General features: G+C 69.2%; 13 protein-coding genes. 6 read left to right on the top strand and 7 right to left on the bottom strand.

Features of this window, described 5'->3' with window-relative positions:
* Nucleotides 1-511: 511 nt before the first annotated feature.
* Together V9G19_RS18855 and V9G19_RS18850 are read right to left on the bottom strand one after the other, a co-directional pair.
* A complete protein-coding gene (locus tag V9G19_RS18855) occupies nucleotides 512-1,570 on the bottom strand; it encodes an ABC transporter permease (protein ID WP_462286955.1) in 1,059 nt (352 codons plus the stop codon).
* Nucleotides 1,567-2,469, bottom strand: coding sequence for an ABC transporter ATP-binding protein (locus tag V9G19_RS18850; protein WP_462286954.1), 903 nt, complete (start codon nucleotides 2,467-2,469; stop codon nucleotides 1,567-1,569). Before V9G19_RS18850 ends, V9G19_RS18855 begins: the two co-directional genes overlap by 4 nt.
* 65 nt (nucleotides 2,470-2,534) lie before the next feature.
* On the opposite strand from V9G19_RS18850, the gene V9G19_RS18845 reads away from it, so the two are divergent.
* From V9G19_RS18845 to V9G19_RS18830, 4 genes are read left to right on the top strand one after another with little or no spacing between them, the layout of a single operon-like run.
* A complete protein-coding gene (locus tag V9G19_RS18845; RefSeq protein WP_462286953.1) occupies nucleotides 2,535-3,752 on the top strand; it encodes an ATP-grasp domain-containing protein in 1,218 nt (405 codons plus the stop codon).
* A gap of 18 nt (nucleotides 3,753-3,770) precedes the next feature.
* Nucleotides 3,771-4,712, top strand: coding sequence for a type 1 glutamine amidotransferase family protein (locus V9G19_RS18840; protein WP_462286952.1), 942 nt, complete (start codon nucleotides 3,771-3,773; stop codon nucleotides 4,710-4,712).
* Nucleotides 4,709-5,854: an alpha/beta hydrolase-fold protein gene (locus V9G19_RS18835; protein ID WP_462286951.1), complete on the top strand. Its 1,146-nt coding sequence runs from the start codon at nucleotides 4,709-4,711 to the stop codon at nucleotides 5,852-5,854. Before V9G19_RS18840 ends, V9G19_RS18835 begins: the two co-directional genes overlap by 4 nt.
* Before the next feature lie 8 nt (nucleotides 5,855-5,862).
* A complete protein-coding gene (locus V9G19_RS18830) occupies nucleotides 5,863-7,257 on the top strand; it encodes a M20/M25/M40 family metallo-hydrolase (protein ID WP_462286950.1) in 1,395 nt (464 codons plus the stop codon).
* 626 nt (nucleotides 7,258-7,883) lie between these two features.
* On the opposite strand, the gene V9G19_RS18825 is transcribed toward V9G19_RS18830, so the two are convergent.
* The gene (locus tag V9G19_RS18825) at nucleotides 7,884-8,258 is read right to left on the bottom strand and encodes a transposase (RefSeq protein ID WP_462286949.1); all 375 of its coding nucleotides are present in this window, start codon (nucleotides 8,256-8,258) and stop codon (nucleotides 7,884-7,886) included.
* A gap of 17 nt (nucleotides 8,259-8,275) precedes the next feature.
* Complete coding sequence (locus V9G19_RS18820) at nucleotides 8,276-8,989, bottom strand: IS110 family transposase (RefSeq protein WP_462286948.1); 714 nt, start codon at nucleotides 8,987-8,989, stop codon at nucleotides 8,276-8,278.
* A gap of 459 nt (nucleotides 8,990-9,448) precedes the next feature.
* Here V9G19_RS18820 and V9G19_RS18815 point away from each other — a divergent pair, with 459 nt between their 5' ends.
* Together V9G19_RS18815 and V9G19_RS18810 are read left to right on the top strand one after the other, a co-directional pair.
* Nucleotides 9,449-9,817: an ArsR/SmtB family transcription factor gene (locus tag V9G19_RS18815; protein ID WP_462286947.1), complete on the top strand. Its 369-nt coding sequence runs from the start codon at nucleotides 9,449-9,451 to the stop codon at nucleotides 9,815-9,817.
* Nucleotides 9,814-10,308: an SRPBCC family protein gene (locus V9G19_RS18810; protein WP_462286946.1), complete on the top strand. Its 495-nt coding sequence runs from the start codon at nucleotides 9,814-9,816 to the stop codon at nucleotides 10,306-10,308. The genes V9G19_RS18815 and V9G19_RS18810 overlap by 4 nt, the downstream gene beginning before the upstream one ends.
* A 42-nt stretch (nucleotides 10,309-10,350) precedes the next feature.
* Here V9G19_RS18810 and V9G19_RS18805 read toward each other — a convergent pair whose 3' ends face one another.
* The 3 genes from V9G19_RS18805 to V9G19_RS18795 all read right to left on the bottom strand — a co-directional run bounded on the left by V9G19_RS18805 (nucleotide 10,351) and on the right by V9G19_RS18795 (nucleotide 12,784).
* Nucleotides 10,351-11,547, bottom strand: a complete 1,197-nt coding sequence (locus tag V9G19_RS18805) for an FAD-binding oxidoreductase (RefSeq protein WP_462286945.1) — start codon at nucleotides 11,545-11,547, stop codon at nucleotides 10,351-10,353.
* Between the two features lie 99 nt (nucleotides 11,548-11,646).
* The gene (locus tag V9G19_RS18800; protein WP_462286944.1) at nucleotides 11,647-12,318 is read right to left on the bottom strand and encodes a histone deacetylase; all 672 of its coding nucleotides are present in this window, start codon (nucleotides 12,316-12,318) and stop codon (nucleotides 11,647-11,649) included.
* Nucleotides 12,319-12,418: 100 nt separating this feature from the next.
* The gene (locus V9G19_RS18795) at nucleotides 12,419-12,784 is read right to left on the bottom strand and encodes a VOC family protein (protein ID WP_462286943.1); all 366 of its coding nucleotides are present in this window, start codon (nucleotides 12,782-12,784) and stop codon (nucleotides 12,419-12,421) included.
* Nucleotides 12,785-12,802: the final 18 nt, after the last annotated feature.

Here is a 12,802-nt window from a genome sequence, read left to right as displayed (position 1 = left end):
CGGTGGGACGTGCTCGCCGAGGAAGTCGGGGCCGATGACCTGCTCGGCGACGGCCCGCTCGCCGGCATAGCAGATCCAGCGCGGGCCGGCGCTGTCCTGGCCGCGGCAACCGCCGGCGATCGTGTCGGCGACTGTGAAGGGGAGGACGTAGCCGGCGTAATCGGTGATCGGCCGGCGTCCATACCGACAAGCAGGTCCTCGGGGCCGGGCACCACCCCCGAACTGCGCTGTGCGACCCCGAGCGCGCTTATCGCCTCAAGTCGAAGGCGATGCTCCCTCGCCGCGCGGGCCAGGACGTGGCGGGCGATGCCGAACAGCCACGGCGCGGCGCTCCCGTCGCGCTGATCGCGGCCGCGTCGCTGACCTGCGGAGGTGAGTGGTCTCGGTTCACAACCCGTTCATGCCACCACGCGCCCGACCTGTTTCACCAGGCTACGTGGGTCCGGGTTTAGTCGGCTCGGGGTCCCGCGAAGTACCGCAGCGCAGCGAGGACACTTCGGGGGGGGGTGATTTAGTCTTCCCAGCGGAAAAGGCGGGCGGCGATCAGGCCGAACACCAGGGCGAAGCCGAGCAGCACGCCCATCGGCACGAGCGCGGCACTCGGGCCCTGCCCGCGGACCATGACGTCGAGCATCCCCTGGTTCAGCTGCCCCAGGGGCAGCACCTTGGCCACGGTCTGCATCCACCCGGGCGCCTGGTCCAACGGGATGAAGGAGCCGGACAGGAAGGCCATCGGCAAGATGATCACGTTGGCGATCCCGGAGGCCGCCTCGGCCGTCTTGGAGATCGCCCCGGCGATCAGCCCGATCGCCATGAACGCCAGCGTGGCGCAGACGATCAGCGGGATCGCCATCCACCAGCTGCCGGTCAGCTTCAACCCGAACAGCCCCACCCCGACGGCCAGGAACACCGCCATCTGGACAAACGCGACGATCAGCGAGACCAGCAGCCGCGAGGAGACCAGTTCCTCGGTGCGCATCGGCGCCAGCCGGATACGGCGCAGCAGCTTGTTGGTCCGCCACGTGACGAAGGGCATCGCCGCGTTGAAGGTCGCCCCCATGGCCACGGCCCAGCCGAGCAGCCCGGGCGCGATGAACTGGATCGACTTCAGCGACTTGTCCTCGACCGCCTGCGGCTTCATCTCGAACGTCGGTTTGACTCCGGCGATGGCCAGATTCGCCCCGTCGACGAAGCTCGACAAGGTCCCCTGGACGCGCGCCGCGGTCACGGCGTCCGCCTGGGAATAGTCGACGACGATCGTGTTGCCCTGCTGCGAGATCGCTGCGTCGATGTCGCCCTTCTTGACCTCCTGGATCGCCGCGTTCGCGTCGGTGTACTTCGTCACGGTGAAGAGCTTGTCGAATTGCGCCTTCGCCTCGGCCGGCAACTGGTCGATGATCGCAACCGGGCCGACCTCGGCGATGGTGTTCTTCGAGGCGCCGGCGTCGCGGAAGAGGAAGCCGAACAGGACGAGGAACATCAGCGGGAAGGCCATGATCCAAAACCAGTTCTGCTTGTCCCGGATGAAGCCGAGCCATTGCGCGCGGGCCAACGCCCAGAACCTGGTCATGCGCGGTACTCCCGTCCGGTCAGCGTGAGGAAGACGTCCTCGAGGGTCGCGCCGGTCACCTGAAGTCCTTGCAGCGCGTCACGTTCGGCGAGCGCCGTGAGCACCGGACTCGGGTCGTGGGTCGTGATCGCGAGCGTTCCGTCCGTCGCCTGGGCACTCTCGACGGTCGGTATGCCGCGCGCCTCCTCCGCGCTCAACGCGCCTTCCGTGACAAGGATGCGGTAGGCCGCGCCCAGTCCCGTGATGAGATTGCGCGGGGTGTCGGTGGTCAGGATCTTGCCGTGGTCGATGATCGCGATCTCGTCGCAGAGGATCTCGGCCTCGTCCATATAGTGCGTGGTCAGGACGACCGTGCGGCCCTCGTCGTTGATTCGCCGCAACACATCCCACAGGTTGCGCCGGGCTTGGGGGTCTAGAGCCGCCGTCGGCTCGTCGAGGAAGACGACCTGGGGGTCGTGGATGAGCGAACAGGCGATCGACAACCGCTGCGCTTGGCCGCCGGACAGATCCTCGGTCCGGGTCTTGCGCTTTTCCTGCAGGCCGACCATCTCGATCATGGCGTCGATGCGGGAGTGGTCGACGGCATACAGGTCGGCGAAGCAGCGCAGTTGCTCCTCGACGGAGAGCCGCTCAAAGAACGAGGAGGCTTGCAACTGCACACCGATGTTGGGCAGCAAGGCACGGTTGCGCGGCCACACCTTCTGGCCGAGGACGAGGGCCTCACCGGAGTCCGGCTGCCGGATGCCCTCGATCATCTCCAAGGTCGTGGTCTTGCCGGCACCGTTGGGCCCGAGCAGACCAAAAAAAGTGCCTTCCGGCACAGTGATATTGACGTTGTCGACTGCGGTGAGGTCCCCATACCTCTTGACCAGCCCGCGCGTCTCGATGACGTTGGCCATAGTCGGCATCGTGCCACGGGTCGCGCCACGTCCGCCTCAACCGTCCGGTGGATAGGCTCTCGGCCATGAACATCGTGTTCGTCGAGCCGCACTTCCCGACCAATCAGCGGCGCTTCGTACTCGCGCTGGCGGGCGTCGGTGCCCGGATCATCGGGGTCGGGGAGAGCGAGGAGTGGCTGCTCGACGACGAGGTGCGCGGCGCGCTGGCCGGCTATTACCGGGTCGACAACGTCACCGATGTCGCCCAACTCACCGAGGCCGTCCGCTGGGCGCAGTCGCAGATGTGGGTCGACCGGTTGGAGGCGACCGTCGAGGCGCACACGATGGCGGCGGCGCAGGTGCGGGAGGCGACCGGCATACCGGGGACGTCGGTGCGGGCGACCTGGCTGTGCCGCGACAAGCCGTCGATGAAGGATGCCCTGCGGCAGGCGGGCGTTCCCACGGCCGCGTCCACGGCGGCCCACACGGCCGAGCAGGTATGGGCGTTCGCCCGGCACACCGGCTACCCGCTGATCCTCAAGCCCCGCGCCGGCGCGGGCGCCGCGGGAACGATGCGCGTGGACAACGACACCGAGCTCGCCGCCGCGTTGAGCGCCCATGGCGCCGCCGAGTCGATCGCGGTCGAGGAATTCGTTGAGGGCCATGAAGGCTTCTATGACACGATCTGCCAGGACAACCAGGTCGTCCACGACTGGGTGACGCACTACTACCCCAACGTCTTGGAAGCGATGCGCACCCGCTGGATCTCACCGCAGTTCGTGACGACAAACCGGTTGGCGGACAACGCCTTTTATGGTGAGGTCGCCGAACTCGGCGGCCGGGTCATCGAGGCCTTGGACATCGGGACCTCGGCGACGCACATGGAATGGTTCTATGGCCCCAAGGGCCTGCGCTTCTCCGAGATCGGCGCCCGGCCGCCGGGTGTCGGCGCCTGGGACCTCTATTGCGCTGCCAATGACGTTGACGTCTATCGAGAGTGGGCCCACGTGCTTGCCCACGGCCGGCCGGAGCACCCGATGACCCGTCCGTATGCCGCCGGCCTGATCGCGCTGCGCCCCGACGGCGACGGGCGCATCACCGGATATAGCGGCATCGAGGATGTCTTTGCGCGACATGGGAATTGGGTCCTCGACAGTCACTTCCCGCCGGTCGGGCAGCCCACCCAGGGCGTCGAGGCCGGCTACATGGCCAACGCGTGGGTGCGGATGCGTCACCCCGACTTCGACCACCTGCGCGGGATGCTCGACGATGTCGGCGCCACCGTGCATGTCTACGGCGGGTGACGGCTGCGGCATCCGGCTGTGCGCACGATTCTCCTTGGGCCGCAACGGTTCACGATCCGGGCAACGAGCGCCCTCCGGTCATTGGGGACCGAGGGGCCGGTCGGCGTCGTCACGGCCGGCTGGGAGGAACGCGAGGACGCCACCGGCGAACTCGACGAGGCGCTCGACCACCGCTCGATCCATTTCCGGCTGTATCACCGCCTGAACGACGTTCTCGCCAAGGATGAGACGTTCGCGGCGGCAGCAGTGCGCCACCGCGACCGGCAGGACGAGCTGACCGCGCTCTATCGGCTGCGGCTGGAACACACGCTCGACGGGGTGTATGCCGTGCAGCGCCGCATCCCGGCCCACCCCGCGAGAGCGCGCCGCTCGTTGGCGCTGGCGGCCTTCCACGACGCGGTCGCGGGCGTGCGCCGGATCGATGACTGGTTCTTGGGCCAGATGGCCGTCCTTGAGGCCGAACTCGCCGACGCCGGTGGGATCGAACGAAGCGGGGTGATCGGTTGGCACCGGGAGGAACTCAAGAGCGACCTGGCCCGCTGCAGCGCCCTGGTCATCCCGGGGGGCAATGTCAACACGCTGGTGCGGGTCTTGCGGTTGTTCGCGATCGTCATACCCCAGGAGTTGCCGGTCCTCGCCTGGTCGGCCGGCGCGATGGCGCTGACCGAGCGGATCGCGCTCTTCCACGACTTCGGGCCGGCGGGCTCGCGCGAGGCCGAGTTGCTGTCTCGAGGAGTTGGGCGCGTGCGTGGGGTAGTCGCCTTCCCCCACCCGCGACGCCGGCTGCGCCTTGATGACCGAGAGCGCAGCAGCGCGCTCGCGCTGCGGTTCGACCCGGCGCGCTGCCTGCTGCTGGACGACGGGGCGTGGGTGGAGTTCGGGGCCGACGGGGCGCTGCCCGCGGACGCGCGCATTCTCGGGACTGACGGGCTCGTCCATACCGAGGAGGTGGCCGGATGAGGCAGCGGCTGGCGATCAACCGGCTGCGGGACAAGGCGCCGCTGACCGGCGAGATCATCGATGACTTCGTCGCCAGGCACGGCTCCCCGATCATCGAGGCAGAGCGAGCGACCTTCCTCTTCCGCGGCGAGGCCGAGGAGGTATGGGTGCGCCACCGGGTCGTCGGGCTGCCCGATCCGCTGCCGATGAAGCGGCTGCCGCGCACCGACCTGTGGGCGGCGACCACCGACCTGCCGGCCGGTTCCCGCGTCGAGTACCAGCTGGAGACCCGGCGGGGGGAGAGCTACGAGCGGTTCAACGACCCGCTCAACGACTTCGTCGCGCACTCGCCGATGGGGTCCAGTTCCGTTTGTGCGGCAACGGGATACGAGATCCCGAGCTGGGCGCTGCCCGATCCGGAGGCGCGGCCGGGCGAGATCGTGCCGGAAACGATGCGGTCCAAGGCGCTGCGCCGCGAGCAGGAGACCTGGGTCTATCTGCCGGCCCGCTTTAGCCGGCTGGCGCGCTATCCGCTGCTGATCGTCCACGACGGCGGCGACTATCTGCAGTTCGCGGCGATGAAGACCGTGCTGGACAATCTCATCCACCGCCTGGACATCCCCCCGCTCGTCGCCGTGTTCGTCCCGCCGAAGGATCGCCTCAAGGAATACCCCAACCACGCGCCGCACGCCCGGTTCATCGCCCGCGAGTTGGTGCCGCTGCTCGGTGAGCGGCTCCCGCTCGTCGAGGACCCGTCGGGGCGCTGCCTGATGGGCTCGAGCTTCGGCGGGGTGGCCTCGGTCTCGACGGCGGTGCGCTACCCGGGGGTCTTCGGGTCACTGCTCATCCAGTCGGCCTCGCTGGTGTTCACCGACATTGGTCAGGACCACGGCGGCGGGCCCTACTTCGACCCGGTCGTCAAGTTCGTCAACAAGTACCGGGCCCGGCCCACCCGCCCGGTCGAGCGGATCTTCATGAGTTGCGGCGTGTATGAGCCGCTGATCACCCCCAACCGGTCGATGGTCTCGGTCTTCCGGGAGGCCGGGATCACCGTCCGCTATGTCGAGGCACGTGACGGGCATAACTGGGACGATTGGCGCGACCGCCTCCATGACGGCCTATCGTGGGTCTTCCCGGGCCCGCAGAAGTACGTCTACGAGTAGGGGAAGCGATGACGCTGCATGACCTGCTTGCGCAGGCCGTGGACGACCTGCTGCCCCGAGCCCGCTCCGACCTGGCCCATTTGGTGGCGTGCCGGTCGGTCTTCGACCGGGCGATCGAGCCGGTCAGCCAATGCGTCGCCGCCGCATCCTTGACCGAGTCGCTGTTCTCCGAGACCGGCTTGGCGACCTCGACGATGCGCACTCCCGACGGGTCGCTGGCCGTTATCGCCCGCCACCGGATGAAGGGGCGGCCGCGGATCCTGTTCTATACCCACCACGACGTCGTGCCCGCCGGCGCGCTGAGCGACTGGGACGGCAACCCGTGGGTGCTCACCGAGCGGGACGGGCGGTGGTATGGCCGCGGCGCCGCCGACTGCAAGGGCAATATCGTCGCGATCCTGACGGCACTGCGGGCCGTCCGGGAGGTCCTCGGTCGCCTGCCGACGGAGGTGGGCGTCGTCGTGGAGGGCTCGGAGGAGCAGAGCAGCGGCGGGATGGAGGCGCTTGCCCGGGAGCGGCCCAAGCTGGTGCGCGCCGACGCGATCGTCATCGCCGACACCGGCAATGTCGCGCTCGGGCAGCCGACGTTCACGACCTCGCTGCGCGGCACCGGGTCGGTGCGGTTCACGGTCGAGACGATGGCCGCTCCCGCGCACTCGGGCAAGTATGGCGGCGCGGCACCCGATGCCCTGCAGGCCTTGGTGACCGCGTTGGCGAGCCTGCGGGCGTCCGACGGGTCGACGACGATCGACGGGCTGGAGGCCGACGGGGTCTGGCCCGGCGCCCCGTATGCCGCGGACCTCTTTGCGCAGGACGCGGCCCTGCTCGACGGCGTCGCCCCACTGGCCGGCCCGGGCGACCCCCACGACGGCGCGATCGCCGACCTGTTGTGGGCCCGTCCGGCGGCGACCGTGCTCGCCATCGACGCCCCGCCGTTGGCCCAGGTCACCGCCGCCGTCCAGGGCAGGGCCCGGGCGATCGTCAACCTCCGGGTGCCACCACACATGGACGTCGTCGAGGCGCAGCGGCTGCTCGGGGAGCACCTGGAGCGGCATACCCCCTATGGCCGGACCGAGATCCGCTCGCTCTCGCTGGGCCGGGGCTTTGCCGCGCGAACCGACGGACCGGCATACGACTCGATGCGGCGAGCGATGCGGGCGGCGTTTGGGCGTGAGCCGGTGACCACCGGCCAGGGCGGCTCGATCCCGCTCGCCGTGGCGCTGCAGGAGCTGCACTCGCGGGCCGAGATCATGCTGCTGGGCGTCGAGGAGCCGCTGTGCCGCATCCATGCTCCGAACGAGAGCGTCGACCCCGGCGAGATCCAGCGCACCGCGTTGGCGATGGCGCTGTTCGTCTGCTCGATGGCCGGCCTGGAGCCCGGCGACGACCTCCCCGACCCCTGACGGAGCGCCGCACGCGCGCCGGGAAGCGCGGCGAGGAACTTCTGCTAAGAGCGAGGAACGTCTGCTGATATGTAGGGCCCGTTTGTCAAGTGGCAGGGTGAAGCGGGGTCCTCTCTGGTCGGAGGGGACCCCGCTTCGTCGTTCATCGGAAAGTGGTGGCCGGGAGACAGCGTGTCAATCGACGCGCGGTCAGTCTGATATACGCGGGTTGGTTACCGCAGGGCCCTGGTTTCGGCTGGAGAGTCTCGGCTGGTCTAGGGTCGAGCGTCGCCCCGGCAAGGCTCGGGGTTACTCATAGCAGGTTCGCTGGTTCTCTCCTGATATGTAGGGCCCTTTTGTCAAGTGGCAGGGTGAAGCGGGGTCCTCTCTGGTCGGAGGGGACCCCGCTTCGTCGTTCATCGGAAAGTGGTGGCCGGGAGACAGCGTGTCAATCGACGCGCGGTCAGTCTGATATACGCGGGTTGGTTACCGCAGGGCCCTGGTTTCGGCTGGAGAGTCTCGGCTGGTCTAGGGTCGAGCGTCGCCCCGGCAAGGCTCCGGGGTTACTCATAGCAGGTTCGCTGGTTCTCTCCTCGCGCTGCTGCCCGGACACCAGGGGTGTTCCGTGAACGAGGCGTGGTGTGTGGTTAGGTGTCCATGGTGGCCAAAGACCAGCACCAGCCGGCCAGTTCGCGGGCGATGGCGGTGTTGGCGACGGTGTGCCGTTTCTTGTGTGCGGTCATCCGCTGCCAGGACCGGTGCAGCCGCCGGTTGCCGGCGTCACCGCGTTCAGCGGCCACGGCCGGTGCCAGCGCCCACCGTTGCTGCATGGTTTTCCCGGGGGTGTAGGCCTTCTTGTGGTGCCAGGCGGCCTCGATCAGCAGCCGCCGGGCGTGGCTGTTGCCGGTCTTGGTGATCCCTCCTTGGACCCGGCTGGCGCCGGAGGACGACTCGGACGGCACCAGCCCGAGGTAGGACCCGATCGAGGACCCGGTCAACCGGTGCCAGTCCCCGATCTCCACCGCTAACGCGAACCCCGTCAGTGTCGAGATCCCCCCAGGCACCCCAACCGTCGGGTGATCGCGGTGTACTCGCTGTCCGCGGCCAACGCCAGGATCTGCTCATCGAGCCGGTCGCGGCGGGCCAGGAGCTGGGTGACCGCGGTGTAGCCATCATCGAACGCGGCCCGTGTCCCCACGCCGTCAGCCCCCAGCTCGTGCGTGCCGATCCGGCGCAGCCACCGGTCATGGCCACCGGTCCAGGCCTTGCCCTGCAGGTAGACATAGCCGTGCCGCAGCAACAACTTCGACAGCTGGTGGCGGGCGCTCATCAACGCCGCCCGGACATCCTCGCGGGCCCGGACCAGATCCCGGGCCGATTCCTGCGCCGGCGTCGGGATGGTCACCGCGACGATGTCGTCATTGCGGGCCAACCGCGCCAACAACATCGCATCCCGCCGGTCGGTCTTAACCCGCTCCCCGCTCGGACGCAACAACTTCGACGGAGCCGCCACCTGCGTGCGGTGACCAGCGGCTAGCAACCCCCGCGCCAGGCCATACCCGGTCGGGCCCGCCTCATAGGTCACCAGCACCGGACCATGCTGCCGCGTCAGATCCGTGACGAACCCGACCACATCCACGGTCCGCGGCGAGACCACCCGCTCGATCACCTCACCGGTCCTCGTGTCGATCGCGGCCGCCCGCACCGACCGGGCGTGGACATCCAACCCAAGACTTGTACGCTCAGTAAACACCGGAGCCTCCTATCCATCGGCCACCAGCCAGCCCTTCTGGCCAGGTGATCCCCGAGTTGTGGCATACGCGAGGCTCCGGCCACAACCCCCACAAGATCATCCACTCACCGGACCCGGGCCAAACCTGCCAACGCGCCAGAGGAGTCAACGTGGAGCACGCGCAGCGCAGCGAGCATGAACGACGTTGACACCGACAAGCGATGGCAGACAATCACCCGCGCCGGCGAATGGAACCTTGCCGAGACCGAACACCCGGAACACTCGCCAACCCCCATAGGGTCTAGCAGAACTTGCTCGATGGGCCGCAGCTTGCTGCCTATGGGGAGCTTGACCAACGTGCGCTAAGGCGTGGGGTCAAGCGCGTTTCCCACCCGACCGGCAGCTTTCTCAACCAACTAGTTGACAACCATGGTGATGTCTGCTTGACTACTGATCAACCACTTGGTTGAGGAGGAGCGAATGACCGACCGGCTGACCCTGATCTTCGGCGCGCTCGCCGACCCGACCCGGCGCGATCTCGTGGCCCGGCTCGCGGTCGGGGATGCGACGGTTGGGGAGCTGGCTGCGCCATACCAGATGAGCACCCAGGCGGTCTCGAAGCACCTGAAGGTGCTGGAGAACGCCGGCGTGGTCAGCAAACGGCCCGATGCCCAACGACGTTCGGTGCATCTCGAGGACGGGGTGTTCGACCTGATGACCAAGTGGATCGAGAGATACCAGCGCCAGGCGGAGGAGCGCTATCAGCGCCTCGATGCCGTGCTGGCCCAGATGGACGCGGACGGCAACCTGCTGCCGCCCGCGACGACCGACCTGAAGGAGACGTCATGACCCAGCTCAACACCGACCCCCGCGCGGCCACGATCGCGGCCGACCCGACCGTGCCGGCGATCCACATCACCCGCGACTTCCGGGCAACGCCCGCGCAGCTGATCCGGGCCCACACCGACCCCGAGATCGTCCCGCTGTGGATGGGGCCGGCCAAGCGGACGATGGCAGTCGACTACTGGGACGCCCGCTCCGGCGGCAGCTGGCGCTATGTCGACACCACCGACGACGTCGAGCTCGGCTTCCACGGCTGCTTCCACGAGATCAGCGACGAGCGCATCGTGCAGACCTTCACCTTCGAGGGTATGCCGGAGGGTGTCGCCCTGGAGACGATGACCTTCGAGGACCTCGGCGACGGCCTCACCCGGCTGCACGCGAAGTCGCTGTGCGACTCCTTCGAGGCCCGAGACGGCTGGCTCGCGTCGGGGATGGAGACCGGCGTCGACGAGGGCTATCGGGCCCTTGATGGGTTGCTCACCGAGGGCCGAGTCTAGGGCGCGTCCGGTCTGCAGCTGTCGGTTGTGGGTGGCTAGCGCTCACCCGCGCGGCGGGATCGCCTTGCCCGGGTTGAGTATGCCGTGCGGGTCGAGGGCGTCCTTGACCGCGTGGTGCAGGTCGACCACGGCGGGGGACAGCTCCGCCGCGAGCCCGGGGAGCTTGAGCAGCCCCACGCCGTGTTCGCCGGTCACGGTGCCACCGGCAGCAAGCGCTGCGGCGATGATGTCGTCGAAGGCCCGCTGCGCCCGGACCCGCGCGGCATCGTCGCCGGGCGGGGTGATGATCAAGGGGTGCAGGTTGCCGTCGCCGGCGTGCGCGACGTTGGCGATCAGCACGTCGTGGCGGCGCCCGATGTCGCCGATCAGCGCCAGCACGTCCGGCACGACGAGCAGCGGCACACACACATCCTCGGTGAGCACCGGGCCGAGGCGCTCCAGCGCGGGATAGGCGAGGCGGCGAGCGGCATACAGCGCCTCGGACTCCAGCGCATCGCTGCTCACCGCGACAAAGCTCGCCCCACCCGCCGCGAAGCACTCCGACAGCACCCGCGCCTCGTGTGCACCGAGTTCGCCCGGCGCGTCGGTGCGGCCGATGAGGATCGCGCGAGCCTCCAGCGAGAGGCCCAGGTGCTTCCAGTCATCGACGGCGCGCAGGCAGTGTTCGTCAACGAGCTCCAAGACCGAGGGGATGACCCCCGACTCGGCGACTGCGGTCACCGCCCGGCCGGCGTCGATGAGCGAGTCGAAGTGGCCGGCGATCGTCAGCGGCGGGTGGGGCAGCGGCCGCAGCCGCAGCACGGCCTCGGTGACGACGGCGAGCGTGCCCTCGGAGCCGACGATCAGCGAGGCGAGGTCATATCCCGCCACGCCCTTGGCCGTCCGCCGACCGACCCGGACGATCTCACCGGTGCCGGTCACCACCTCCAACTCCCGGACATAGTCGCCGGTCACGCCGTATTTCACGCAGCACATGCCGCCGGCGTTGGTCGCGATGTTGCCGCCGATCGTCGGCCACGGCGAGGATGCCGGATCGGGCGGATACCACAGCCCCTGCTCGGCCAGCACCGCCCGCAGGTCGTCGCCGACGACGCCGGGCTGGACGCGCACCCACTTCTCGGCCGGCGCGACCTCGACGATCCGGGTCATTCGCTCGAAGGTGAGCACGATGCAGCCGGCACTCGCGTTGGCGGCGCCGGACAGGCCGGTGCCGGCGCCGGCAGCCCGTATGCCGCCCACTCGGCCTCGTCGTGCGCGTAAGCCACCGTCGAGGCCGGGTCGGTGAGCACCGCGCCGGAGGGGAGGGCGGCGCTCAGCCGGGCGAGATCCAGCATCCCGTCAGGGTAGTGGCGGGTGGCCGGCTGGTCCGCACGCGGCCACCACCGCTGATCGCGGCCCTGGTTCGGCGATCAGGTCGATCAGCGCGGGTTTGGTCCAGCCCGCGCTGACGCTGGGTCGGGTGAGCAGGTATGCGGCGACCTCGCGTGGCGTCAGGCCGTGGGCCTCGTGCAGCCCGGCGGCGAGGATGCGCAGATAGGCCGGGCCGGGGGCGTTGAGCGGCAGCTCGCGCGGCTCGTCGGCGGAGAAGGTGAGCAGCGGCGCCCCGTCGAGGCGGCCGAGCAGATGGAGGGTCTCGTATCGTCCCGGCCCGTAGGCGTGCCGGCCCTTTTGCAGCACGGGGCGCAGGTCGATGTCGTCCTCGCCGGGCTGGCGGTGCATCTCCTGGGTGGCGATGTCGACGAACTGGTCGGCAGTCACCAGATAGGCGCGGGCGAGCGCGTGGCCGTCCGTCCCAGGGTCGAGGAAGGCGATGCCCCCGCCCCAGGTGGGCGACTCCCACGCGAACCGGATCTGGCCGCGCACCTGGAGCGGCTGGTCGCCCTGCGGGGGCGCGGTGTCGCGGCAGCCGGGCATCGCCCGTCGCGCCCCAGCCGGTATGCCGCCGGCCACGTAGAGCAGGAAGCGCTCGCGCAGCAGGTTGGAGCCGTAGGCGACATACCAAACCCGCATGGTGGTTCACCCTGCCAGGTCCGGGTGCCCGTCCCTGCGGTCACCTCCGGGCGGGGAGTCGCCCGGCGGTCACTGGTGCGTGGGTCACCCCGTGCGCGGGTCACTCGTGCGCGGCGATGTCGAAGAGGTTGCCTTCGGGGTCGCGCAAGGTGGTCCAGGCGAACCCCCATTTCTCGACGTCGCGGACCTTCTCGGCGCCCAACTCGACCGCCCGGGCGACCTGCTCCTCACGCGGCCCGGAGGTGATCAGGTCGAGGTGGAGGGCGTTCTTGCCCGGCGTCTTGTCGGGGACGGCGAGGAAGAGGATCGTGCCGTGCCGCGGCTCGGCTTCGTTGCTGCGGCCGATCGAAGCGAAGAAGCGGCTCGCGCCGTCGTCGACGGGGACCTCGAGCAGGTGGGAATAGAAGCCGGCGAGCGCGGCGGCGTCGTTGCAGTCGACGGCGATGGCGCCGATGGTGAGGGGCATGGTGTTCTCCTTCTCGAG

The organism is Nostocoides sp. (assembly GCF_037045025.1).
GTDB lineage: Bacteria > Actinomycetota > Actinomycetes > Actinomycetales > Dermatophilaceae > Nostocoides_A.
The sequence above is the reverse complement of the archived record's forward strand: the minus strand, read 5'-3'. Positions and strand labels throughout refer to the sequence as shown.

Bases quoted from the DNA above. Each gene is read 5' to 3' on its own strand.
- V9G19_RS18830 (WP_462286950.1), top strand. From the start codon at position 5,863: ATGACGCTGCATGACCTGCTTGCGCAGGCCGTGGACGACCTGCTGCCC.
- V9G19_RS18835 (WP_462286951.1), top strand. From the start codon at position 4,709: ATGAGGCAGCGGCTGGCGATCAACCGGCTGCGGGACAAGGCGCCGCTG.
- V9G19_RS18800 (WP_462286944.1), bottom strand. From the start codon at position 12,318: ATGCGGGTTTGGTATGTCGCCTACGGCTCCAACCTGCTGCGCGAGCGC.
- V9G19_RS18795 (WP_462286943.1), bottom strand. From the start codon at position 12,784: ATGCCCCTCACCATCGGCGCCATCGCCGTCGACTGCAACGACGCCGCC.
- V9G19_RS18845 (WP_462286953.1), top strand. From the start codon at position 2,535: ATGAACATCGTGTTCGTCGAGCCGCACTTCCCGACCAATCAGCGGCGC.
- V9G19_RS18850 (WP_462286954.1), bottom strand. From the start codon at position 2,469: ATGGCCAACGTCATCGAGACGCGCGGGCTGGTCAAGAGGTATGGGGAC.
- V9G19_RS18810 (WP_462286946.1), top strand. From the start codon at position 9,814: ATGACCCAGCTCAACACCGACCCCCGCGCGGCCACGATCGCGGCCGAC.
- V9G19_RS18855 (WP_462286955.1), bottom strand. From the start codon at position 1,570: ATGACCAGGTTCTGGGCGTTGGCCCGCGCGCAATGGCTCGGCTTCATC.
- V9G19_RS18815 (WP_462286947.1), top strand. From the start codon at position 9,449: ATGACCGACCGGCTGACCCTGATCTTCGGCGCGCTCGCCGACCCGACC.